Raw genomic sequence first — 22,268 nt, 5'->3', positions numbered from 1 at the left:
GGGCGATGGTTTTTTCTGTCTCTGCCGCCCAAGCGGACAGCTTGCAAGAAGCCCTGGGCGCGACGTATCAGAGCAATCCGACGCTGCTGGCCGCGCGCGAAGCGTTGCGCGTCACCATCGAACAGTATCCCCAGGCGCAAGCAAACTGGATGCCCAGATTGAGCACTTCGGCGACGGCGGCGGATACGCTCAGCCGTTCGAAAACCGATACGCGTTCGCAAAGCCGCACCAGCGAGTTGAAAAACACCCTTTCGCTCAGCCAGCCGATTTATCGCGGCGGTCGCAACTTTGCGGAATTGCGCAAGGCCGAAGCCGCCGTCAATGCGCAGCGCGCCACCTACACGACCGCCGAACAAACGGTCATCCTCGCCGCCATCACGGCCTATATGGACGTCATTCGCGACCGCCGCATTCGGGATTTGCGCAAAGCCAACGTCGATTTGCTGCAACAGCGCCTGGAAAGCACCCAGACACAATACGATTTGCGGCGGCGCACGCTGACCGACCTGTCGCAGGCGCAGGCGCGATTGAGCCAGGCCAAGGCGACGTTCGTGCAATCGGAAAGCACCCTGGCCAGTTCGACCGAACAGTACGTTCAGGTCATCGGTCGTCCGCCTGCGGAACTTTCGATGCCCGATACGATGGCGTCGATGACCGACAGCCTGGATACGGTTTTGGCGCAGATCGACGATCTCAATCCTGCGGTTTTGGCGGCCGAATATGCGCTCGAGCAATCTCGCGAGGATGTTAAAATTCAGACCGGCGCGCGGCTGCCGACGCTACAGTTCGACGCCAGCATGTCCCATTCGCGTTCCAAGGAACTGGGCGGCGCGATCGCCACGCGCACGCGCGATTTGAGCGGCACCGTGACATTGTCCGTGCCGTTGTACCAGTCAGGTTCCGAGCTGTCCCAGGTTCGTGCGGCGCGCTACCAAACCAATCAACGCTTGCTGGAGCTCGATGCTGCGAAACGTACCGCGCGCCAAACCGCGATTTCGGATTGGAGCAACCTGCAAAGCACCAAGGCTAGCCTTGAATCCTTCGAACAAAACGCCGAAGCCGCCCGCGTCGCCCGCGATAGCATCGTGCAGGAACTGGATGTCGGCCGCCGGTCGTTGATCGATCTTTTGAACGCCGATTTGGAACTGCTCAACGCGGAAATCAGCCTCGCCAGTTCGCGTCGCGACCTGGTCGTTCAGGCTTATACGGTTTTGCGTTCAACGGGGCAGCTTACGGCGCGCGGGTTGGACTTGCCGATCGACCTCTACAACCCGCAAATCGACGTCGACGATGCGAAGTGGAATCTCTTCACTTCAGGCATCAACCAAGATTCAACACGCTAAGGTCCGAAGTGTCGGCGAGCACGATGCCCAAATTGGTGGGGTTTGTCGCCGCGTTGGTCACAGCCTGTGAATACGCCCCCAAATAGGCTACCTTGTTGGCGTCGCCGGTGGTCGTGTGGTCGGTGACGTCGTACCAAGCTTCCGCATGGCCGGTGCTGGAATTGTATACCCCGAAAATTGCACCCGCGACATGAGACTGTGCATTGATGGCCGCTTGAATGCTGGCGTCGTCGGCTTTGGTGCCGAGATTGAACCATTCACCGGCGTCGAAGGTGGTGTCTTTGTTGCCGATCACCGATTTCTCGATATAGATGCGATCGCCTTGTGAGATGGTGTAATCGACCAGATTGTCGACCCCTTGATTGCTGAGCGTTTGATAGGCGAACACGTCCCCACCGGTGCCGCCGGTCAGGGTATCCGATCCCACGCCGCCTGCGATCACATCGCTGCCGCTGCCGCCGGTAATGGTGTCGTTGCCCGCGCTGCCTTTGAACGTGGTGCGCGTGGTGTTGGTGGTGGTGATGAGGTTGATGCTGGTCAAGGTGATGGCGGATAAATCGAGACTGCTGTCCGCCGTGGTGATGGTGTCGCTGCCGGTGTTGCCGGTGATGGTCGTGACGCTGGCGAGATCGGCTTGGTTGACCTGTAGGCTGTTGGTGCCTGTGCCATTGAAGGTGAAATTGGCTATGCCGGTCACGGTGTTGTTGTGAAACGAAAACGTTCCGCTGTCGTTGAACACGATCTTGTCGTCGCCGCTGCCGGTGATCGCGATGCCCGAAAAGCTGCTTGCCGAAGTGACGGTCAAGGCGGCACCGACGGTGTCGCTGGAACTGTCGAGGATGACCGCGTTTAGGCCGGTGAAGCTGACACCCGACAAATTCATGCCGTCATCGCTTTCAATGTTGCGGGCGTTACTGTTCTGGCCGATCGAGATGGTGGTGCTGCCGCTGGTGAAGTTGGTTGAGCTGTCTACTTTCAAGATGGTCGAGCTATCGGTATTGCCCTGCGTGTTGAGGGTAATGAGAAAATCGCCCGAAACGGTGGTGCCGCGTAAATCCATGTCGCCCGAGGTGCCGTCGTTGCCCAGGGTCTTCAAGGTGTTCTCGTGTGCAGGCCGGTTGGACAGAGTGGTGATACGGGTTGTTGCATCGACCGTGATCGTATCCGTCCCGGAACCGACGCTAAGCTTATCCAGCGTCACGCCGCTCAATGTAAACGTGTCGTTATAGCTGGTGCCGGTGAACGATTTGACGTTGCTGTGTGTTGTGTTCAAACCATACGCATCCGTCACGGTGGCGGTCGAACCGTTGAAAACGACGGTGACGGCGTAGGCGTGATCGGTATAGCTATAACTGGTGGTCGGTGTTGTGACGGGGGACGTCTCTTCCGGTGTCGGCGTCTTGTCTTCGGCTGCCGCCTCTGCGGCCAGTTCAGCGGCTCTTGCGGCCGCTTCGGCAGCCGCTTTGGCGGCGGCCTCCGCCGCAGCTTTTGCCGCAGCTTCGGCTTCCGCTGCGGCCTTGGCTGCAGCTTCTATGGCCGCCTGGGTCGCAGCTTCAGCCGCCGCTTTGGTTGCGGCATCGTCGGAAGATTGGCCCTTTGTCGCGCCGTCGTCCGCAGTGTCGGCTTTGTCGGTGGTGGTATCGGCTTTTTCGGCCTTGGCGGCTTTTTCGGCCTCGGTTTGTTTGTTTTGTTCGAACGCTTGGGCTTGCGCCTTGAAGGCTGAATCCGCCAGCGAACTGAACTTTTGCGCCTGTTCGGCCTTGGCTTGCGCGGCCTCGGCTTCGCCGGCTTTGGCTTGGGCCTCGGCCTGCGCCTTGGCGGCGATTTGAGCTTCGGCTTCTGCGGCAGCTTTGGCTTCGGCAGCCTTTTGCGCCGCTTCGGCGGCTTTGGCTTCGGCGGCGGCAGCCTTGGCGGCGGCGACTTCATCACCGGACGCTTCGGCTTCGGCCTTGGCGGCGGCGGCTTCGGCGGCGGCGGCTTCTGCTTCTGCTTGGGCTTGCGCGGCTTCGTCTTCGGCCTGTTGGGCCTCGTCTGCGGCTAGTTTGGCTTCGGCCTCGGCCTGCTTGGCCTCTTGCTGGGTCTCTTGGGCTTTGCTTTCGGCTTGGCTGGCGTCCTGCTTGGCCTTGTTGGACACGGTCTGGATCAGTTTGGTCAGGTTTTGACCGAACGTTTGTTGCAGTTCGGTCGGCGACAAAATCACGATCGGTGTCGGTGCCAAGGTAGCGCTGAACACCGTGGTGCTGGCCCCCGCGCTGTTGAGCGTAAGCGAACCTACCGCATTGGAGATGATGATTTCACCGACGTTGCCGTCGACGTCCTTGATCAGGGTGATCTTGTTTTCCGCGCCTTCGGCGGCGGCTTTGCCGACCACGGTGGAGCCGCGAATACCGATGGTCGACGTCGGCGTGCTGACAACCATGCCATCGGGCGAGGTTTTTGCGACCTGACCGCTGACGAACGAAAACACGCCCTGAACCACGGTGGTGTTGAACGCACCGGTTTGGGTATCGGGGTCGTAGACCATTTCGTCCATGACCATGCGGCCGCTTTCGTCCAGCGTGAAGATCGTATCGTCGACGAAAATAATGCTGATATTGGACGCGGTTCCGGTTTGTACGACATCGCCCTGAAAGATTTTGTCACCGGTGGCGAGGGTCGCTTGGCTGCCGTCGGGATGGGTGACCGTGACGCTACCCTCAGAATCGCTCACTTGGCCGATGGGCTGTCCCAATCCGACCTCGGCAGTCACGGCGCCTTGGCCGAGTTGCGCCACCTGCGCCGGGGCCATCGGTCCCGCCAACGTCGCGACCAACGCAGCGTTCAAAACGGCGCCGTCATGGGTGATCAAGTCAGGCGATGATTCCGACATAAAAAAAGCGGGAAGCACATATGCTTCGCCGCTTGGGCTTTCGATCCGCAGGTCGGGTCCGAGCCGTGAGAAATCGGCGCGGAGAAAATCGCCATTTGCGGGCAACAGGACAGGTGCGTCACCATCGCCCGTAAGCAGTTTCATTGGCTGGCCCTGGGAGCCATCAGTCTGGGGGCCAAGCATGAATGTACTCCATATGGGCGAATCGATTACATCATTCTACACTTATATATAACATACTGAAAAAAATATTATTTTTTATATAAACAGAAATGCCGGTTCTGGGCATCGTCCTGTTTATGTAAGCACCGTGGCGTTGCCCGCGATGGGAACGTCGCCATAAGATAGCCCAAATTATAGGCCTTTGTTTCGCCGAGCTGAACGGCAGGAGGAGTGTTCGAGAATGGATCTATCGCTTGCGGCGCAAAACCTGATTTCGCCGCCTGTGTTGTTTTTCGCATTGGGTCTTTTCGCCGCGTTGGTGCGGTCTGATCTGGCGATTCCGCAAGCGGTGGCCAAAGCCATGTCGCTGTATCTCATGCTCGCCATCGGCTTCAAGGGCGGCGTGGCGGCGGGCACGCATGGCTTGGGGGTCGATTTGCTGCTGGTGATCGGTGCGGCGACGGCGCTGAGCTTTGCCATTCCGATGATTGCGTTCGGCTGCCTCAGCGCGACGACGGCGCTGCCCCAGGTCGATAAGGCCGCCATTTCGGCGCACTACGGATCGATATCCATCGTTACCTTTATTGCCGCGATGGCGGCGCTGGAGGGGCTCGGCATCGCCTATCCCGGCATCATGATCGCGGCGGCGGCGGCGATGGAAGTGCCGGCCATCGTCACCGCATTATTCCTGGCCCATCGCGGTGCGCAACCGGATCAGAGCCGGGGGCAGATCTCGTGGCGGGAAGTCGCCTTGAACGGTTCGGTGGTGTTGTTGATCGGGGCTTTCATCATCGGCATGGCCACGGGCGAAACAGGCTATAAGGACATTTCTCCGTTCATCACCGAACCGTTCAAGGGCGTGCTGTGCCTGTTTCTTTTGGACATGGGGCTGGTCGCCGGGCGCGAGTTGCGGCAAGTGCGCAAAACCTTGACGCCCGCGTTGCTCGGCTTCGGTCTGTACATGCCGCTGATCGGCGCGCTGATCGGTGCGCTGGCGGGGAACTTGATCGGACTTGAAACGGGTGGCGTGGCCTTATTCTCAGTGTTGGCGGCGAGCGCGTCCTATATCGCGGTGCCCGCAGCGATGCGTTTGGCGTTGCCCGAAGCGAAGCCATCGCTTTATCTGACCCTTTCCTTGGCGGTGACGTTCCCGTTCAATCTTTCGATCGGGATTCCGCTATATATCCAACTTGCCGACTGGCTGTCTTAGGATGATCGACATGGAAAACCTTACGACGTATCCGAAAAAAAGGCTCTCGATCATCATTGAAGAGCCGTTCCTCAATCGCTTACTCGATATCCTCGACACCCTGGATGTGCCCGGATATACCGCGCTTCCGGCCGTGGCGGGCAAAGGCAAAAGCGGATCGTGGCGGCGCGATGCGTTGTCGTCGAACGTCGGCGGCATGGTTCAGGTTCTGGTCGTTTTGGATTTGGAAAAAGTACCCGGCGTGCTGCAGGCGGTGCGCAGCGTGTTGGACCGACAGATCGGTATCGTCAGCTTGTCGGATGTCGAGGTTCTGCGACCCGAATTGTTCTGAGCCGAATGGATAGAGAAGAGGAATGGTGCAGGCTGCAAGATCCCGCGTTTCCTCGCTCTGGCATCCAGCTATACTGCCGACATGCCGAATCCGCCGCACGCCCAACCCGAGATTTTGATGCCCGATACCTTCGCCCTGGTGGCGGGGGTGCGCGCGGCATATGTGGTCGAACCCACCGGCGAGGTGGTGACGCTATCGTTTGCCGACGCCGCCCGGCGGGTGCGCACCGAAGGCATGCCGTTGGTCTGTCACGCCCGTCAAACGGCGGCGCGCCTTGGTCTCGATACCTTGCGTGGTTTCGATGTGTTGGAGTTGTTTGCGTTCGTCGAACCGGCGCGGTTTTGTCTGCCTACGCCGGGTGGCGTGGCCCAGGCTTTGGGGCTGTCGGTGCCCCACGGTCATGAAGACGAAGCGATCGGCCTGATCGGTGTGGCGCGGACCTTGTTGAGCCGTATGGCGACGCGTCTGAGTTCCGACGCCAAAGATGCCCGCGCCGCGGCGCGGTTGGCTCACGCCATGAACGCCGGGGGATGGCCGTGGGGGCGGCCGGTTCTAGCGGCGCTGGGCGAAGGCGAAACGCCGCATTCTCAATTGGCGGTGCGCGCCTTTCGCGTTTGGGAAGGTTTGCCCAAATGGGAAGAACGCGGCGGTGAAACACCACCCGGCGACGCCCCGGTCAGCCCCCAGGAAGCCCGCCAGCGTCTGGACGCATTGCTGGCGGGTGGCGGTGCGGAAAACCGTGTCGAGCAGCAACAATTCACCGCCGGCGTCACCGCGGCGTTCGATCCCTGCGACGTGCCGGGACAGCCGCGTTTCGTGTTGGCCGAAGCCGGAACCGGGGTCGGCAAGACCTTGGGCTACATCGCGCCCGCCAGCGTGTGGGCGGATAAAAACGCCGGTGCGGTGTGGTTGTCGACCTACACCCGCAACTTGCAACGCCAGTTGGACGGTGAAATGGATCGCTTGTACCCCGATGCGGAACAAAAGAAACGCTACGTGGTGGTGCGCAAGGGACGGGAAAACTACTTCTGTATCTTGAATTTTCAAGAAGCCCTGGGCCGTTTGCAAATGCGTCCCGAAGGCGCCATCGCGCTGGGACTGGTGGCGCGATGGGCGGCGGCGACCCGCGACGGCGACATGATCGGCGGCGATTTCCCCGCCTGGATCGGCAGTCTGCTCGGGCGTGGTCTGACACAGGAATTGACCGACACCAAGGGCGAGTGCACCTACACCCTTTGCGAACATTTCAACCGCTGTTTCATCGAACATTCCAAGCGCCGCGCCAAGCGCGCCAAGTTGGTGATCGCCAACCACGCGCTGGTGATGGTGCAAACCGCGCTCAACGCGGGTGGCGGTGCGGCTGCGGAAGGCGGTGCGCCGACCCGGTTTGTCTTTGACGAAGGCCATCATCTTTTCGACGCCGCCGACAGCGCCTTCGCGGCCCATCTGTCGGGGCAGGAAACCGCCGATCTGCGGCGTTGGCTGCTGGGCGCGGAAGAAGGACGGCGCTCGCGCTCGCGCGGACTCAAGGCGCGACTCGACGATCTGACGGCCGACGATGAAAAGCTCGACCATCTGGTTCAAGACGTGCGCCAGCACGCCACGGCGCTGCCCGGTCCCAACTGGCGCGCGCGCTTGACCGACGGCCAAGCCAGTGGTCCGACCGAGGCATTTTTGGCTTTTGTGCGCCAGCAGGTCTACGCCCGCGACAAGGGCGCGGATGGCGGCTATTCGTTGGAATGCGACAGCGCACCACCCATTGACGGATTGATCGAAGTTTCGCTGGAATTGGATCAAGCGTTGTTGGCGCTGGAGCTGCCGCTCAAGGGATTGATCAAGCGCCTGCTGGGTAAGCTTGACGACGAAGCAGTGGAACTGGAAACGTCGGAACGCACCCGTATCGAAGGCTTGGCGGGCAGTTTGGAACGCCGCGCGCTTTTGCCGGTGCAAGCGTGGCGGGCGATGTTGAAAACGTTGCAAGAAGGCGCGTCAGGCGATCCGGGCGAGGAAGCCCGCAGCGACTTCGTCGACTGGATGAGCGTCGAGCGCATGCAGGGCCGCGATCTCGATATCGGTCTCAACCGTCATTGGGTGGACCCGACCAAACCGTTTGCCGCATGCATGGCGCAAACGGCGCAGGGGGTTTTGGTGACGTCCGCGACCTTGCGTGACGACGGCGATTGGGCCGCGGCGGAAACCCGCACCGGGGCCCGTCATCTGGAAAGTCCGGTCGTCTACGTGGCCCAGAAATCGCCGTTCGATTACGCCCAGCAGACCCGCATTTTGGTGGTGACGGACCTCAATAAAAACTCGGTCAGTCAGGTGTCGGCGGCGTATCGCGAACTGTTCTTGGCGTCGCGGGGCGGCGCGCTGGGCCTGTTTACCGCCATCCACCGGTTGCGCACGGTCTATGAGCGCATCGCCCCGGACCTCGATGCGCACGGTTTTCCACTTTACGCTCAGCACATCGACCCGCTCGACGTCGGAACCTTGGTCGATATCTTCAAGGCTGAAACGGACGCGTGCCTGTTCGGTACCGATGCGGTGCGCGACGGCGTCGATGTGCCGGGCAACTCGCTGCGTTTGATCGTGTTCGACCGGGTGCCGTGGCCGCGCCCCGACATTCTCACCCGCGCACGCCGCGACCGCTTCGGTGGGCGGGCGTATGACGAAATGCTCACTCGGCTCAAGCTCAAGCAGGCCTATGGCCGCTTGGTGCGCAAAAAAGACGATCGCGGCGTGTTCGTGATGCTGGACGGTGCGTTGCCTTCGCGCATCGCCGCGGCGTTTCCCAAGGACGTTGAAATTCAGCGTATCGGCCTCAAAGACGCCATTTCGCTGACCTCGACCTTTCTGTCAGAGAGTTCTTGAAGCCGTCATCGCGCCTCCCCACGTTTTAAGGGTCAGGAACCAGGATGGGAGAGCGCTCATGGGGGAGCGTATCAGCATCGCCAAAGCCGCACGGTTGCTCGGCATCGACCGCCATGAACTGTGCGAACGCCTGTGCCGAGCGGGTATCGAAGGGTTTGAAGGCGCGGTCGAACTTGACGCCGTCAAAAGCATTTCGCCGAAACTCAACATGCTCGACCCCAAGGTGTCGGAGCGCATGAGCCTGATCCGCCAAACCGCCCGCCGCCGTCAAGCCGCCGCGCCACCGCGCAAGAACGAGTTGGAGTTGCAAGACGACCTCGACAAAATGCACAACAAGTGGCTGATGGAACGTAAAAAAGCCCAGGATTACTCGGTCCTGTTCGACCGCCTGGTCGACGAATTGGGTCATTGGCAAGCGTCTGAAGACGCCGCGCGGGCTAAATTCGCAATCGAATTCTCACATTGGATTTGCAAGCAATTCGAGGACTGAGCGGCGCGCTGAGTCTCTTACCGATCAATTGATGGCAAGGCGAAATAGAACGTGGTGCCATCCGTTGCGTTCGAATGATAACCGATTGAACCGCTATGTTCTTCGACAATGGATTTGGCGATGCTGAGGCCCAATCCGGTTCCCCCGACTTGGCGATTATCGGATGTGTTCAGTTGTGAGAATTTTTCGAAGATGTGGTTGCCGACCGTTTTGGGGATAACTTTGCCGTAATTTCGAACAGACGTGCGGACCGCGCCGTTCTTCGTTGCAAGCGTAATTTCGACGGCTTTTCCGCTCTCGGAAAATTTGGCGGCGTTCGACATCAAGTTCGACATGACTTGCAGCAACCTGTCGCGATCACCTTCGACCCAAGCGTTTGGGGCGCAATCTCCAAGCGAAAAGGTGACGTCGTATTTTTCGCAGCATTCCTGATTGAGCTCAATGGCTTCATCAATTAAGGCTCTGATGTCTAGTGGAGCCAGTGTGAAAACCATTTCGCCCGTTTCTAATTTTTCCACGTCCAGAAGATCGTTGATCAAGGCTTCCAAGCGTTCGCCGTTGCGATACGCAATGTCCAGCAAGGCGAGCGTCTGGTCCGGTAGGGGGGCGATGGTGCCGGTGCGAATCAACCCCAGCGCCCCTTTGATGGAGGTTAACGGCGTGCGCAGTTCGTGATTGACCGTGGAGGTAAACTCTTGCTTGACCAATTCAGCGCGTTTGCGTTCGGCAATTTCCTGGCTAAGCTTGTCATTGGCAGCTTGTAGGTCGCGGGTGCGTTCGTCAACCAACTGCGCCATGTTTTGCACTTGGGGGATCCACAGAACCAGGCCGATCGCCAGGAAAACGAAGCCGCCGAGAAAACCGACGAATTTTTCCAAAAAGGCTTCAACCTCCGTGTCGCCGATAAAGATCCACGGGTTGAGGCTGGGGAAGTTGTCCGTGATGTCCAAAATGCTGCCGAACAGCAAAAGCGAGAAGCCGAGGAGGATCAGGGTCCAGCCTCTTTGGAACTGATGAAACCGGCCGCGTCCCGATATGAAAAGAAAGATCACGAGGATCAACAAAACAATCGCGCGAACGGATTCAAGGATGATGTCGGTCATCGTGAGGCACATTTCCCGCAGAAGGTTTTCTCAACACACGATATTACTGCTGCGGTCTTAAAATTCCAGTCCGTAGGTATGTGAGATGATTTAGGGTTGCCAACTCATGATGACCGTGGGGCGACCGTCGACTTCGAGGGTTTCGACCACCCGCCAGCCCAAAGACAGATAGTGTGTCTGTAGATTGTCGGTGTAGAGATACAGCGTGTCGCTCACGGTGGCGGCGTAATCCATGGCGTGTCGCACCAAGGCGCGGGCAATCCCCTGACCGCGATGATCCGGCAGCACGATCATATTGGCCAACCACGGCCCCAAATGGCGATGAGAAAACAAGTCGGTTTCCAGAATGCTGGCCCAGCCGACGATGGCTTGGTTGCGGCGATACACGAACGTGCGCGGTATCGCAATGCCCGGGCCCAACCCGGCGATGAGGTCCGCGCGGCACATGTCCAGTGTTTCGCCGGGGTTGTCGCGTTCCCATTCGTGGTGGATCAGACGGGCGATGCGTTCGGCCTCCTCGACGTCGTCGAGAACGCCGATGCCGTCGGAAATTGGTATCGATCTGCTCATGAAGGGAACAGTAGGCAATCGTCGACCGTCATCAAGAAAAAAAGCCCCGCATCCGAAGACGCGGGGCTTTCGTTTCGAGCTTTGAGGCCCGGATGGTGGAGGTGAGCTTGCTTAGAAGCCCATGCCGCCCATGCCACCCATGCCGCCCATGCCGCCCATGTCGCCACCGGCGCCAGCGCCAGCGGAACCTGCGGGTTCGGGCTTGTCGGCGATCATCGCTTCGGTGGTGATCAGCAGGCCGGCCACGGACGAGGCGTCCTGCAGCGCGGTGCGCACGACCTTGGTCGGGTCGATGATGCCGGATTTGACCAGATCTTCGAACACGCCGGTCTGGGCGTTGTAGCCCCACGACGTGTCTTTGGATTCCATCAGTTTACCGGCGATCACGGCACCGTCGGCGCCGGCGTTTTCGGCGATCTGACGGACCGGGGTCTGGATGGCGCGACGTACGATGTCGATGCCGACATTCTGGTCGGAGTTGTCGCCTTCGAGCTTAGCCAACGCTTTGGAAGCGTACAGCAGAGCCGTGCCGCCACCGGGGACGATGCCTTCTTCAACGGCTGCGCGGGTTGCGTGCAGCGCGTCGTCGACGCGGTCTTTGCGTTCTTTCACTTCGACTTCCGAAGCGCCGCCGACGTGGATCACGGCAACGCCGCCAGCCAATTTGGCGAGACGTTCCTGCAGCTTTTCCTTGTCGTAGTCGGAAGAGGTTTCTTCGACTTGCGCACGGATCTGGTTGCAACGCGCCTGGATGGCTTTCTTTGCGCCCGCACCATCGACGATGGTGGTTTCTTCCTTGGTGATGGAAACGCGCTTACAGGTGCCGAGCATGTCGAGAGTGACGTTTTCGAGCTTGATGCCGAGATCTTCGGAAACCACCTGGCCGTTGGTCAGGATGGCGATGTCTTCCATCATGGCTTTGCGGCGTTCGCCAAAGCCCGGGGCTTTGACGGCGGCAACCTTGAGGCCGCCACGCAGCTTGTTGACCACCAGGGTCGCCAGCGCTTCGCCTTCGATGTCTTCGGCGATGATCAGCAGCGGACGGCTGGACTGAACAACGGCTTCGAGCACCGGCAGCATGGCTTGCAGGCTGGTCAGTTTGGTTTCGTGGATGAGGATGAACGGGTTTTCCATCTCGCAGGTCATTTTGTCGGCGTTGGTGACAAAATAGGGCGAGGTGTAACCGCGGTCGAACTGCATGCCTTCGACGACGTCGAGCTCGGTGCTGAGGCCTTTGGCTTCCTCGACCGTGATGACACCTTCGTTGCCGACGCGTTCCATCGCCTGAGCGATCATGTCGCCGATTTCAGCTTCGCCGTTGGCGGAAATGGTGCCGACCTGAGCGACTTCAGCGGAGGTCTTGACCTTTTTGGAGCGACGCTGCACGTCTTTGATGACGGCTTCGACAGCGAGGTCGATGCCGCGCTTGAGATCCATCGGGTTCATGCCCGCGGCGACGGCTTTGCAGCCTTCACGCACGATGGACTGAGCCAGAACGGTTGCAGTGGTGGTGCCGTCGCCGGCTTCGTCGTTGGTGCGCGAAGCGACTTCTTTGACCATCTGCGCGCCCATGTTTTCGAACTTGTCGGACAGTTCGATTTCTTTGGCGACAGAAACACCGTCTTTGGTGATGCGCGGAGCGCCGAACGACTTGTCGAGGACCACGTTGCGGCCTTTGGGGCCGAGGGTCACTTTAACGGCGTTCGCCAGCGTGTCGACGCCGGCGAGCATGCGCTGGCGCGCATCGGTGCCGAATTTTACGTCTTTAGCAGCCATGTTGAATTTCCTTACGTCTGGATTGGCTTAAAGCAATGAGTGGGGAGGTTTGAGAAGCGCCGGTGGGCTTACTTCTTTTTGCCTTTGGCGGAAGTTTCGATCACGCCGAGGATGTCGCTCTCTTTCATGATGAGCAGATCTTCGCCGTCGATTTTCACTTCGGTGCCGCCCCATTTGCCGAACAGCACGGTGTCACCGGCTTTGAGTTCCAGCGGCACAACGGTGCCGTCGTCACGACGTGCGCCGGTGCCTGCGGCAACGATGACGCCTTCGGAAGGCTTTTCCTGAGCGGTTTCGGGAATGATGATACCGCCAGCGGTTTTTGCTTCGGTCTCGACGCGGCGAACCAGCACGCGGTCGTGGAGAGGCCTGAACTTCATTTCTGAATCCTCCAGAAATTCTTGAGAAATAAAATGGTCGGGGGAGCGCTTACGGTTGTTAGCACTCCCCTTAACCGAGTGCTAGGGATTTACGGGGCCTGATGCGGCCTGTCAACCGGCGCGACAAGAAATTTTTGTTAAAGGGCGGTATTTAGCCAAAATGAAGCAATTTATCCGCGCGCCAGAACGTCAGAATCGGGCCGCATCCCACATCGCCAGAACCTTGCCCCGGTACGGCTGCACGGAAATCGGCGTACCATAGGGTTCCATTTCGCTTTCGCTCAAGGTTGCGATCAGCACTCCGGTGGGGTTGCCTTGCGCCCAGGCCTTACCGTCAGCCATCGTTTGCATGACCTCGACGGGGCGTTCCAACCGGCCGAGGAACTGAAATTCGCCGTGATACTTGCCGATATAGGCCACCGGGCGGCTTTGATCCTGCCAGGCCTTGACCCGTTGCGCTGCGGGTTCCAGGTCGTAGGCCAGGGAAAAGGCCGGGGCGGCGGTCAAGTGCACCATGACGATGACGCTGGCGGCGAGGGTCGCGATCAGGCGCACCTCGGCGCGCGGACCGTTGGTTTTGATGAACGCAATGACAAACGCCAAAATCACCACGGGGATCAGCCACAGCGGTTGAGCCACGTGGACCCAATCGGGCAACGGTTTTTTCAACAGCGGCGCGATCGCGTCTTGGCCGAGCAAGCCGATCAGCAAGATCAGCGCGATGACGCCCAGTACCAGCGCGGGCACGCGGTGGCCGCGACACGGGGTTTCTTCGCTACCAAGCAGATAGGCAGCGAACAATGCCAGCGCCGGGAAGATCGGCAACAGGTAATGGGGCTGTTTGCCGCTGATGGCGGAAAAGATCACGAACGCCACGCCCGCCCAGATCAACAGCACACGCACGCCGCCGTTGGCCCACGCGGCACGCAGGCCGCGGCCTTCTTTCCACGCCGCGCGCGCGCCGATTCCACGCCACAATCGGGGCCACAGAGACCACGGCAACAGCATCAACGGCACCACCCACAAGAACCAATAGAACGGGCGCCGGTGGGCGAAGGACTTGACCATGCGGTCGGCGCTTTGCTTGATGAAGATGGCGTTGCGGTATTCCTCGCCGCCGATGATGGCCGCCGGGATTGCCCACGCCAAGGTCACGGCGACGCCGACCAGCACGGACACCAAGACGCCGCCGTACCATTTGCCCCAACCCGCCGCGCTGCGCCCGTGCGCCGTCGCCGGGCCCCACAGTGGTGCGAACAGCGCCACCGGCAAGGTGTGGACCAAGATCGCCGGGCCCTTGGCCAAGCCGCCAAGCCCCATGCCCAGGCCGGCCAAGACGATGCCGAACCAGAAACCCTGGCCGGTGGCAAAGCCCTTCCAGGCCTTGACGTAGCCCAAAATCGCCATCACTGCGGCGAAGGTCACGATCATGTCGAACATGGTCATGGTCGAAAAGACCGTCCAATAGAGGCCCGTGAGCATCATCAGCGCAGCCATCACAGCGCGGGCGTTGCGGATTTCTTGGGCGACATCGGGCCACAACTCGCGCGCCAGTTTGGCGGTGAGCCACAGCGTGCCCAGTCCGAACAACGGTGCGACCAGTCGCGCCCAGGTCTCTGACACGCCGAAAAACGCCCAACCCAAATTCATAAACCAGAAATACAAAGGCGGCTTGTGGCTGTAGAGCTCGCCGTTTAGCGTCGGCACCCAAAAATGCCCGCTTTGCCACATCTCCCATGCCACGGTGATGTAGCGGGTCTCGTCGATGGGCAGCAACGGGCGCAGGATCAACGCGGCGGCAAGCAGGGCGCACCAGATCAAGGCAATGAGAACGGTATCCGTTTTGGTCGATGAGGCGTTCACGATGCGCGGGATCCTTATGGGTTCGATTGGCTCGGCCGTTCGGCGTCTTGGTCTTGGGCGCCCAACTCTTCGTCGATGGTGGCGTCCAACGATTTGCCGTGGCGGAAGCGGCGATAAAGATAAACGCCCAGTAATCCGGACGCCACGAACAAAACCACGCTCAGCGTGATGCGCAAGACCGGATCAACGGCGACGCCGCTGCCCAGCAAAGCAAAAATAACCGTTTGCGGCAGGTAGCCCAAGGCCGAGCCGGTGAAAAACGGCACGGCGCGAATGCTCGACACCCCCGCCGCCAAATTGGTTGCGACGTTACTGCCCACCGGCAACATGCGGATCAACAGCGACATCGAGAAGGTATGGTCGTGGAGAAAATCGTCAAGGCGGCGCACCCGGCCGGAAAACTTTTTTTGCAACGGTGCGCGGGCCAGCAGGCGGGCATAATAAAATGCCCCGATGCAGCCCAAGACCGTGCCCAAAAGCGCCAGTGCGGTGCCCATAGCCAAGCCGAACGCGTATCCGGCTAGGCCGCTGACCACTTGGCGCGGCAATCCCACACCGGTCGCCAAAGCCACTAGCCCTAAGAACAAAAATTCGCCGGTGAGACCTCGATCCTTGATGTGGGAGTCAATCCAGTCGTTGCTCAGCACGTTGCCCAGATCGGCGGCTTCCCAGAAATACAATACTCCAGCCAGGGTCGCCATCACGGCGATGCCGCGCAGGATCAGGCCGGGGTTCATACCTTTTCCCATGGCTTATTCGGACTTTGCCTGGCGAACCGCACTGACACGCGGTTTGGAGCCGCGCGCCGTCAACCACATCACGCCCAGCACATCGCGCACCGCGACCGACAAACGGTCCCACATGCCGTATTTGGAGATGCCGCGTTCGCGGTGGCGGTGATTGACTTCGACCGACACCACCGCGCCGCCGCGTCGGATCATCAACGCAGGCAGATAGCGGTGCATGTGATCAAAGCGCGGCATGTCGAGGAACGCCGCGCGGGTAAAGACCTTCAGTCCGCAGCCGGTGTCGGGTGTGTTGTCGCCCAACAGCTTTTGGCGCACCGCGTTGGCGAGCTTGGATTGAAAGCGTTTCCACTCGGTATCTTTGCGCTTGGCACGCCATCCGGCCACCAGCAGATAATCAGGATCTTGGGCTTCTTTGAGGCGGGCGAACAAGGCGGGAATGTCGGCGGGGTCGTTTTGTCCATCGCCATCAAGGGTCGCGATGTAGGTCGCGCGGGCGCGTTTGACACCGGTGGCGACCGCGGCGCTCTGGCCACAGGCGGTTTCGTGTTTGTAGACGCTCAGACGGGGCTGCTCAGCCGCCATTTCGGCAAGTTTCTCGGCGGTGTCGTCGGTCGAGCCGTCGTTAACATAAACGATTTCATAGTTGGCGACGCCATCCAGCGCCGCTGAAATTTCTTCGATCAGCGGGCGGATGTTTTCGCTTTCGTTGTGCACCGGCACCACGACGGCGATCTCAAACGGGCGGTTGGTTTCTGGGTGTGCTGTCATGGTCGTTCCGAATGGTCGCCAAACCTGTGCGAATCCGCGCCCTCAGCGCGCTTGCCTTGCCTTGTACACGCTCTGAAAGCGCCATGCCAGTGCCGAGGGGGTAATTTTGGTGAAAAATACCCCATATATGACAAGGTTTTTACATTTCCTGCTTGGTCTATCGGTCGTTCGGGGTATCATCCGAAAGTATAAAAGCATACAAAATGGGCGGCCGGGCGCTTTAAAGTTTGGGAACACGACGACTGTGCACGATTCATTCGAGCAAGCATTAGATTATGCGAAACAAGCACTAGAGCAGATGGTGAAGCACGCTGTGCCCGCCTCGCCGAATAACTTCCTGGTTTGGTATACGCACGTCGCGGGCCGTGAACCGGATTTGTCGCGGATGATCTCCATCTTGATCGACAACAATCAAGATTTCACCGAAGCGGTGAATACCGATCTGTACTTCAAATTCTTCAGCCTCGAAGAGCAAGATCAGGCCCTGCACGAAACCACCACGCGGATCGAGACCGAATTGCAGCACATCCTCAGGTATGTTGGGGATGCGGGCGAAGGCGCGGCGGAATACGGCAGATCCCTGGCTTCGGTCAAAGGCGATATTCTCGGCGCCAAGGATGTCGAGGGACTGAAAAACGCGGTTACCAAGGTCATCGCCGATACCCGTAAGATGGAAGAAATCAACCTGACGCTGGAATCGAAGCTGGCGCAATCGACCGACGAGATCGGCCAATTGCGCGAAGATCTCGAAGACATGCGACGCGAAGCCCTGACCGACGCGCTGACCGGCATGGCCAACCGCAAATTGTTCGACATGGAGCTACGCCGACACGCTCGGGATGCCATGGAATCGGGCGAGAATTTGAGTTTGTTGATGATCGACATCGACCACTTCAAGACCTTCAACGACACTTATGGTCATCAAACCGGCGACGAAGTGTTGAAGCTGCTGGCCAGCACCATGACCAAAGCAGTCAAAGGCGAAGACATTCCCGCGCGTTATGGCGGCGAAGAATTCGCGGTGATTTTGCCGAGTACGGACCTGGACGGCGCGGTTCACGTCGCCGAACACGTTCGCGATCGCATCTCGACCAAAAAACTGGTCAACCGCGCCACCAACCAGAACCTTGGCCGCATCACGGTGTCGGTCGGCGCGGCGACGTTCGAATTTGGTGAACCACTGAGTGACCTGATCAGACGCGCGGATCAAGCCTTATATAAAGCCAAGGCTATTGGCCGCAATCGGGTGGTCAGTCAGGCGGATTTGAAAAACGGCGAATTGACGTTTAGCTGAGTTTTTCACGAGCGTCTCTGGTATTGAATGCGTTCCTTCTTTATTATCAAAGAATTGTTCGCCTGATTTCGCGCATTTGGACCGTTCGTATGCTGCGCTTGCCGTTCTCCCTATCGCTTCTGCCGACACGCCTCTATCAAGGGGCGCGCAATTTGTTGCGCAACGACCAACTGATTTTGGCGCTGCTGTCGCTGTTTATCGGTTTGGTGGGCGGAGCCCTGGTGATCGGGTTGCGCGAAGCGATTTCGTTTTTTCAATTTCATTTTTACGGCGCGCCGGGTGAGCGGCTGTACGACACCGTCGCCGGGTTGCCGTGGTGGCAAGTGGTGGCGGTGCCGACCCTGGGCGGCGTGGCGGTCGGTCTGCTGATTCGTTACGCCATGCCCGGCGGACGTGCTCAAGGCGTCGCGGATGTGATCGAGGCCAGCGCGTTGCGCGGTGGCCGCATGTCGGTGTCCACCGGCTTGCGTGCGGCGGTGGTCAACGCGCTTTCCATCGGGGCGGGCGCATCGGTCGGACGCGAAGGCCCGGCGGTTCATTTGGGGGCGTCATTGGCGGGCTGGATTGCCAAGAAGCTTCACCTCAGCCGTTCTTTGTCGCGCACCCTGCTGGGCTGCGGGGTGGCGGCGGCGGTGGCGGGATCGTTCAACGCGCCGATTGCGGGCGCGCTGTTCGCCAACGAGGTGGTGATCGGTCACTACGCACTGAAAGCTTTCGCCCCGGTGGTGATCGCGTCGGTCACCGGCACGGCGGTATCTCGGGCGTACTACGGCGACTTTCCCGCGTTCGTGTTGCCGCCTCATGCGATCACCTCGTATTTTGAGTTTCCCGCCTTCATCGTGCTTGGCGTGCTGGCGGGACTGGTGGCGAGCCTTTTGCTCAAGGCTATTTTCACCGCACAAGACGTGTCGCAAAAACTACCGGGGCCGTCTTGGTTGCGCCCCGGCATCGGTGGTTTGTTGGTCGGTGTGATCGCGCTGTTTCTACCCCAAGTCTTAGGCGTCGGTTACGGCATCACCGACGACGCCTTGAGCGGCAGCGTGGCGCTGTGGTTGCTGGCGGCGGTGTTGGTCGGCAAAATCGTGGCCACGGCGCTCAGCCTCGGCTTCGGTTTCGGCGGCGGGATCTTTTCGCCCTCGTTGGTGGTCGGCGCGATGTTGGGCGGGGCGTTCGGCATCGTCGCCACCGGCCTGATGCCAACGTTGCAGACCGGCACCGGCGGCTACACCTTGATCGGCATGGGCGCAGTGGCGGCGGCCACCTTGGGTGCGCCGATTTCGACCACCTTGATCGTGTTCGAAATGACCGGCGATTATGAACTGACCATGGGTTTGATGCTGGCGGTGGTGGTGTCCACCGGCATCACCCGCCACATTTCCAAAAACAGCTTCTTCCAATTGCAGTTGGAACGGCGCGGTCTGGATTTGAAGGGCGGTTTCGAAAGCGCCTTGCTGCGCGCCAGCCGGGTGTGTGACGTGATGGAAGAAAGCGGTGAACTGGTCAGCCCGGAAATGCCCTTGTCGCAATTGCGCGTGAGCCTGCAAGACAGCAAGTTGGGTGAACTGTTCGTCGTCGATGGCGAGGGGAAATTGATCGGCACCATCACGTTGGCCGATTTGAGCGAGACCGCGTTCGATCCCGCCATGGACATGCTGATCAACGCCGCCGACGTGGCGCGCCGCCGCCCGCCGGTGTTGCAGTGCGACGATCACCTGGAAGACGCCTTGAAGAAAATCCGCAGTTCGGGGGAACATCTCATCGCCGTGGTCGACGACCTGGAGAGCCGTAAATTCCTCGGCACGGTGGAAGAAAAGCACGTCATGTCCGCCTACAACCGCGCCCTGTTGCAAAGCCGTCACGAAGAACGTGACGTTTAAGGGCCTTTCAGGTCTTTTCGCCATGGATGCACGTGCTATATATCCTGGATGAATGATCCCTTTGAATTGATGGACCCGGCCGACGAGCCCGTTGGCGCGCCGACGCGCCCCGCGCCCTATCTGGACACGCTCAACGAAAGCCAGCGCGAAGCGGTCGAGGCCACCGACGGCCCGGTGTTGGTGCTGGCAGGTGCGGGCACCGGCAAAACCCGCGTGCTGACCACGCGCTTGGCGCACATCTTGTTGCAAGGCCGCGCACGCCCCGGCGAGATGCTCGCCGTGACGTTCACCAACAAAGCCGCGCGCGAAATGCAAGAACGCGTCGGCACGATGTTGGGCACTCCAGTCGAAGGCTGGTGGGTGGGCACCTTTCACGCCCTGGCCGCGCGCATCCTGCGCCGTCACGCCGAAGCCGTGGGGCTGAAGCCCAATTTCACCATCTTGGACACCGACGATCAGGTGCGGCTGCTCAAGCAGATTCTCGACGCTCGCGACATCGATCCTAAACGCTTTCCGCCGCGGACCTTTTCCGCCGTCATTCAGCGCTGGAAAGATCGCTCCTTGATGCCGGATAAGGTTCCGAGCAGCGAAGCGGGCGACGCCTTGGACGGTCACGCCATCGCGGTTTACAAGGACTACCAGCAGCAGCTGCAACGCCTCAATGCGGCGGACTTCGGCGATCTGCTGATGCTGTGCGTCGACCTGTTTCAGGGCCAGCCGGAAACCTTGAAATATTACCAAAACCGCTTTCGCTACATCTTGGTCGACGAATATCAAGACACCAACGTGGCGCAATATCTATGGCTGCGGCTGTTGGCGATGGGCCATCAAAACATCTGCTGCGTGGGCGACGACGACCAATCGATCTATTCGTGGCGTGGCGCCGAGGTCGGCAACATCTTGCGTTTCGAGCAGGATTTCGCCGCCGCCAAGGTGGTGCGGTTGGAACGTAATTATCGTTCCACCCCGCACATTCTCGGTGCGGCGTCCGGCCTGATCGCCAACAACGAAGGACGTCTCGGCAAGACCTTGTGGACCGACCTGGACGAAGGCGAAAAAGTCCGCGTGCACGGGGTGTGGGATTCCACCGAAGAAGCGCGCTGGGTCGGTGACGAGATCGAAGCCCGCCACAGCAAGGGCGAGCGTTTGTCGACGATGGCGATCTTGGTGCGCACCTCGGCGCAAACGCGCGAGTTCGAAGAGCGCCTGATCACGCTGGGCATACCGTACCAAGTGATCGGCGGACTGCGGTTCTACGAACGCCAAGAAATTCGCGACGCGGTGGCCTATCTGCGCGTGATCGCCCAACCCGACGACGACTTGGCGTTTCAGCGCATCGTCAATCTGCCCAAACGCGGCCTCGGCCAAGCGACCTTGCAGACGGTGCACATGCACGCCCGCGCCCGCGCCATTTCCCTGACCGCGGCGATCCGCGAGCTGCTCACCACCGACGAATTCAAACCCAAGCCGAAAAAGACCTTTGCCGATCTGATGACCGATTTCGATCGCTGGCAGGGTATGGCGCAGGACCACAGCCCGGCCGAACTGATGGACATCGTGTTGGATGAGTCGGGCTATACCGAGATGTGGAAGCTCGATAAATCCATCGACGCGCCAGGGCGCATCGACAACCTCAAGGAACTGGTGATCGGGCTGAGCGAGTTCGACACTCTGACCAGTTTTTTGGAACACGTTTCGTTGGTGATGGAAAACGAAGACAACAAGGGCGACGACAAAGTCACCGTGATGACCTTGCATGGCGCCAAGGGGTTGGAATTTGACACCGTGTTTCTACCCGGCTGGGAAGAAGGGCTGTTTCCCCACCAGCGCGCGCTGGATGATACCGGCACCCAAGGTTTGGAAGAAGAGCGCCGCTTGGCTTACGTCGGCATCACCCGGGCGCGCAAGCGCGCCAACGTGACGTTCGCCGCCAACCGGCGTATCTACGGCCAGTGGCAATCTTCGCTGCCGTCGCGTTTCGTCGATGAACTGCCCAACGAACATATCGAACGTGGTGGCGACCTTGGCCTCAGTCGCGGCGGTTTCGATGACGGTCAAACCCTATATGGGGGCTCGGGTTCCGGACAGGGTTATGGCGCGGGATGGAAACGGGCGCAGAGCCGCAAGCGCGAAGACGATCTGGTGTTCGCACCCGCGCGCATGACGGCGGACGGTTTGGGCGTCGGGCAACGCATTTTTCATCAGAAATTCGGTTACGGGGCGATCAAGTCGGTGGATGGCGACAAGCTCGACATTCAGTTCGAAAAGGCCGGGTTGAAAAAAGTCATGGCCAGCTTCGTCGAAAAAGCGTGAACGCTGACAGTTGCCGTGCACATAAAAAAACGCGGGCCGAAGCCCGCGTTTTGGCGTTCTAGAGGTTCTGGGTTTACATATAGACGATCGCGATAAATGCGATCATCACCAGGCCGCCCAGCATGGCCAAACCGTATTTGTGTGTCATGTCCGTCATCACTCATCTCCCAAATGTGTTGTCCACATGTTGTTGCTCCTGATCCCCCCAGGATCCTCAGAGGCTTTCTCGACCTCTTGAAACGTGAGCGTATCGCTGTCCCGCATTTTATTTTTCTGATCGCACTGTACCATAAAAAATA

The 22,268-nt window shown here is 59.7% G+C and carries 17 protein-coding genes; 9 read left to right on the top strand and 8 right to left on the bottom strand.

Annotated features, from left to right (window positions below; translation table 11 throughout):
- Nucleotides 1-5 precede the first annotated feature (5 nt).
- The gene (locus VIN96_RS16430; protein ID WP_331897722.1) at nt 6-1,343 is read left to right on the top strand and encodes a TolC family outer membrane protein; all 1,338 of its coding nucleotides are present in this window, start codon (nt 6-8) and stop codon (nt 1,341-1,343) included.
- Here the strand turns inward: VIN96_RS16430 and VIN96_RS16425 are convergent.
- Entirely contained in the window at nt 1,321-4,356 is a 3,036-nt protein-coding gene (locus VIN96_RS16425) for a FecR domain-containing protein (RefSeq protein WP_331897721.1), read from the bottom strand. The two genes, VIN96_RS16430 and VIN96_RS16425, sit on opposite strands and share 23 nt — an antisense overlap.
- 259 nt (nt 4,357-4,615) lie before the next feature.
- Here VIN96_RS16425 and VIN96_RS16420 point away from each other — a divergent pair, with 259 nt between their 5' ends.
- From VIN96_RS16420 to VIN96_RS16405, 4 genes are all read left to right on the top strand, one after another.
- Complete coding sequence (locus tag VIN96_RS16420) at nt 4,616-5,584, top strand: sodium-dependent bicarbonate transport family permease (RefSeq protein WP_331897720.1); 969 nt, start codon at nt 4,616-4,618, stop codon at nt 5,582-5,584.
- Between the two features lie 10 nt (nt 5,585-5,594).
- Complete coding sequence (locus VIN96_RS16415; RefSeq protein WP_331897718.1) at nt 5,595-5,915, top strand: P-II family nitrogen regulator; 321 nt, start codon at nt 5,595-5,597, stop codon at nt 5,913-5,915.
- Between the two features lie 81 nt (nt 5,916-5,996).
- Complete coding sequence (locus VIN96_RS16410) at nt 5,997-8,786, top strand: ATP-dependent DNA helicase (protein WP_331897716.1); 2,790 nt, start codon at nt 5,997-5,999, stop codon at nt 8,784-8,786.
- Between the two features lie 58 nt (nt 8,787-8,844).
- On the top strand, nt 8,845-9,276 hold the full coding sequence (locus VIN96_RS16405; protein ID WP_331897714.1) for a hypothetical protein: 432 nt from the start codon (nt 8,845-8,847) through the stop codon (nt 9,274-9,276).
- Nucleotides 9,277-9,293: 17 nt separating this feature from the next.
- Here the strand turns inward: VIN96_RS16405 and VIN96_RS16400 are convergent, their stop codons facing one another.
- Entirely contained in the window at nt 9,294-10,073 is a 780-nt protein-coding gene (locus VIN96_RS16400) for a sensor histidine kinase (protein ID WP_414675636.1), read from the bottom strand.
- 3 nt (nt 10,074-10,076) lie between these two features.
- On the opposite strand from VIN96_RS16400, the gene VIN96_RS16730 reads away from it, so the two are divergent.
- Nucleotides 10,077-10,463: a VOC family protein gene (locus VIN96_RS16730; protein WP_414675635.1), complete on the top strand. Its 387-nt coding sequence runs from the start codon at nt 10,077-10,079 to the stop codon at nt 10,461-10,463.
- Between the two features lie 6 nt (nt 10,464-10,469).
- On the opposite strand, the gene VIN96_RS16395 is transcribed toward VIN96_RS16730, so the two are convergent.
- The 6 genes from VIN96_RS16395 to VIN96_RS16370 form a co-directional block, all read right to left on the bottom strand.
- Nucleotides 10,470-10,949: a GNAT family N-acetyltransferase gene (locus VIN96_RS16395; RefSeq protein WP_331897710.1), complete on the bottom strand. Its 480-nt coding sequence runs from the start codon at nt 10,947-10,949 to the stop codon at nt 10,470-10,472.
- Nucleotides 10,950-11,060: 111 nt separating this feature from the next.
- Entirely contained in the window at nt 11,061-12,725 is a 1,665-nt protein-coding gene (groL, locus tag VIN96_RS16390; protein ID WP_331897709.1) for a chaperonin GroEL, read from the bottom strand.
- 68 nt (nt 12,726-12,793) lie between these two features.
- On the bottom strand, nt 12,794-13,105 hold the full coding sequence (locus tag VIN96_RS16385; RefSeq protein WP_331897707.1) for a co-chaperone GroES: 312 nt from the start codon (nt 13,103-13,105) through the stop codon (nt 12,794-12,796).
- A 189-nt stretch (nt 13,106-13,294) separates the two neighbouring features.
- Nucleotides 13,295-14,968: a phospholipid carrier-dependent glycosyltransferase gene (locus VIN96_RS16380; protein WP_331897705.1), complete on the bottom strand. Its 1,674-nt coding sequence runs from the start codon at nt 14,966-14,968 to the stop codon at nt 13,295-13,297.
- A gap of 14 nt (nt 14,969-14,982) precedes the next feature.
- Nucleotides 14,983-15,705, bottom strand: a complete 723-nt coding sequence (locus VIN96_RS16375) for a TVP38/TMEM64 family protein (protein ID WP_331897704.1) — start codon at nt 15,703-15,705, stop codon at nt 14,983-14,985.
- 15 nt (nt 15,706-15,720) lie between these two features.
- Entirely contained in the window at nt 15,721-16,485 is a 765-nt protein-coding gene (locus VIN96_RS16370) for a glycosyltransferase family 2 protein (RefSeq protein WP_331897703.1), read from the bottom strand.
- Nucleotides 16,486-16,783: 298 nt separating this feature from the next.
- Between VIN96_RS16370 and VIN96_RS16365 the strand changes: the two genes are divergently transcribed.
- The 3 genes from VIN96_RS16365 to VIN96_RS16355 all read left to right on the top strand — a co-directional run bounded on the left by VIN96_RS16365 (nt 16,784) and on the right by VIN96_RS16355 (nt 21,969).
- Nucleotides 16,784-17,779 carry a GGDEF domain-containing protein gene (locus VIN96_RS16365; RefSeq protein WP_331897702.1) on the top strand — a complete coding sequence of 332 codons (996 nt, stop codon included), beginning with the start codon at nt 16,784-16,786 and terminating at the stop codon, nt 17,777-17,779.
- A gap of 89 nt (nt 17,780-17,868) precedes the next feature.
- The gene (locus tag VIN96_RS16360; RefSeq protein WP_331897701.1) at nt 17,869-19,656 is read left to right on the top strand and encodes a chloride channel protein; all 1,788 of its coding nucleotides are present in this window, start codon (nt 17,869-17,871) and stop codon (nt 19,654-19,656) included.
- A 48-nt stretch (nt 19,657-19,704) separates the two neighbouring features.
- On the top strand, nt 19,705-21,969 hold the full coding sequence (locus VIN96_RS16355; RefSeq protein WP_331897700.1) for an ATP-dependent helicase: 2,265 nt from the start codon (nt 19,705-19,707) through the stop codon (nt 21,967-21,969).
- Nucleotides 21,970-22,268: the final 299 nt, after the last annotated feature.

The sequence above is a fragment of the Magnetovibrio sp. genome (genome assembly GCF_036568125.1).
In the GTDB taxonomy this organism is placed as follows: domain Bacteria; phylum Pseudomonadota; class Alphaproteobacteria; order Rhodospirillales; family Magnetovibrionaceae; genus Magnetovibrio.
The sequence above is the reverse complement of the archived record's forward strand: the minus strand, read 5'-3'. Positions and strand labels throughout refer to the sequence as shown.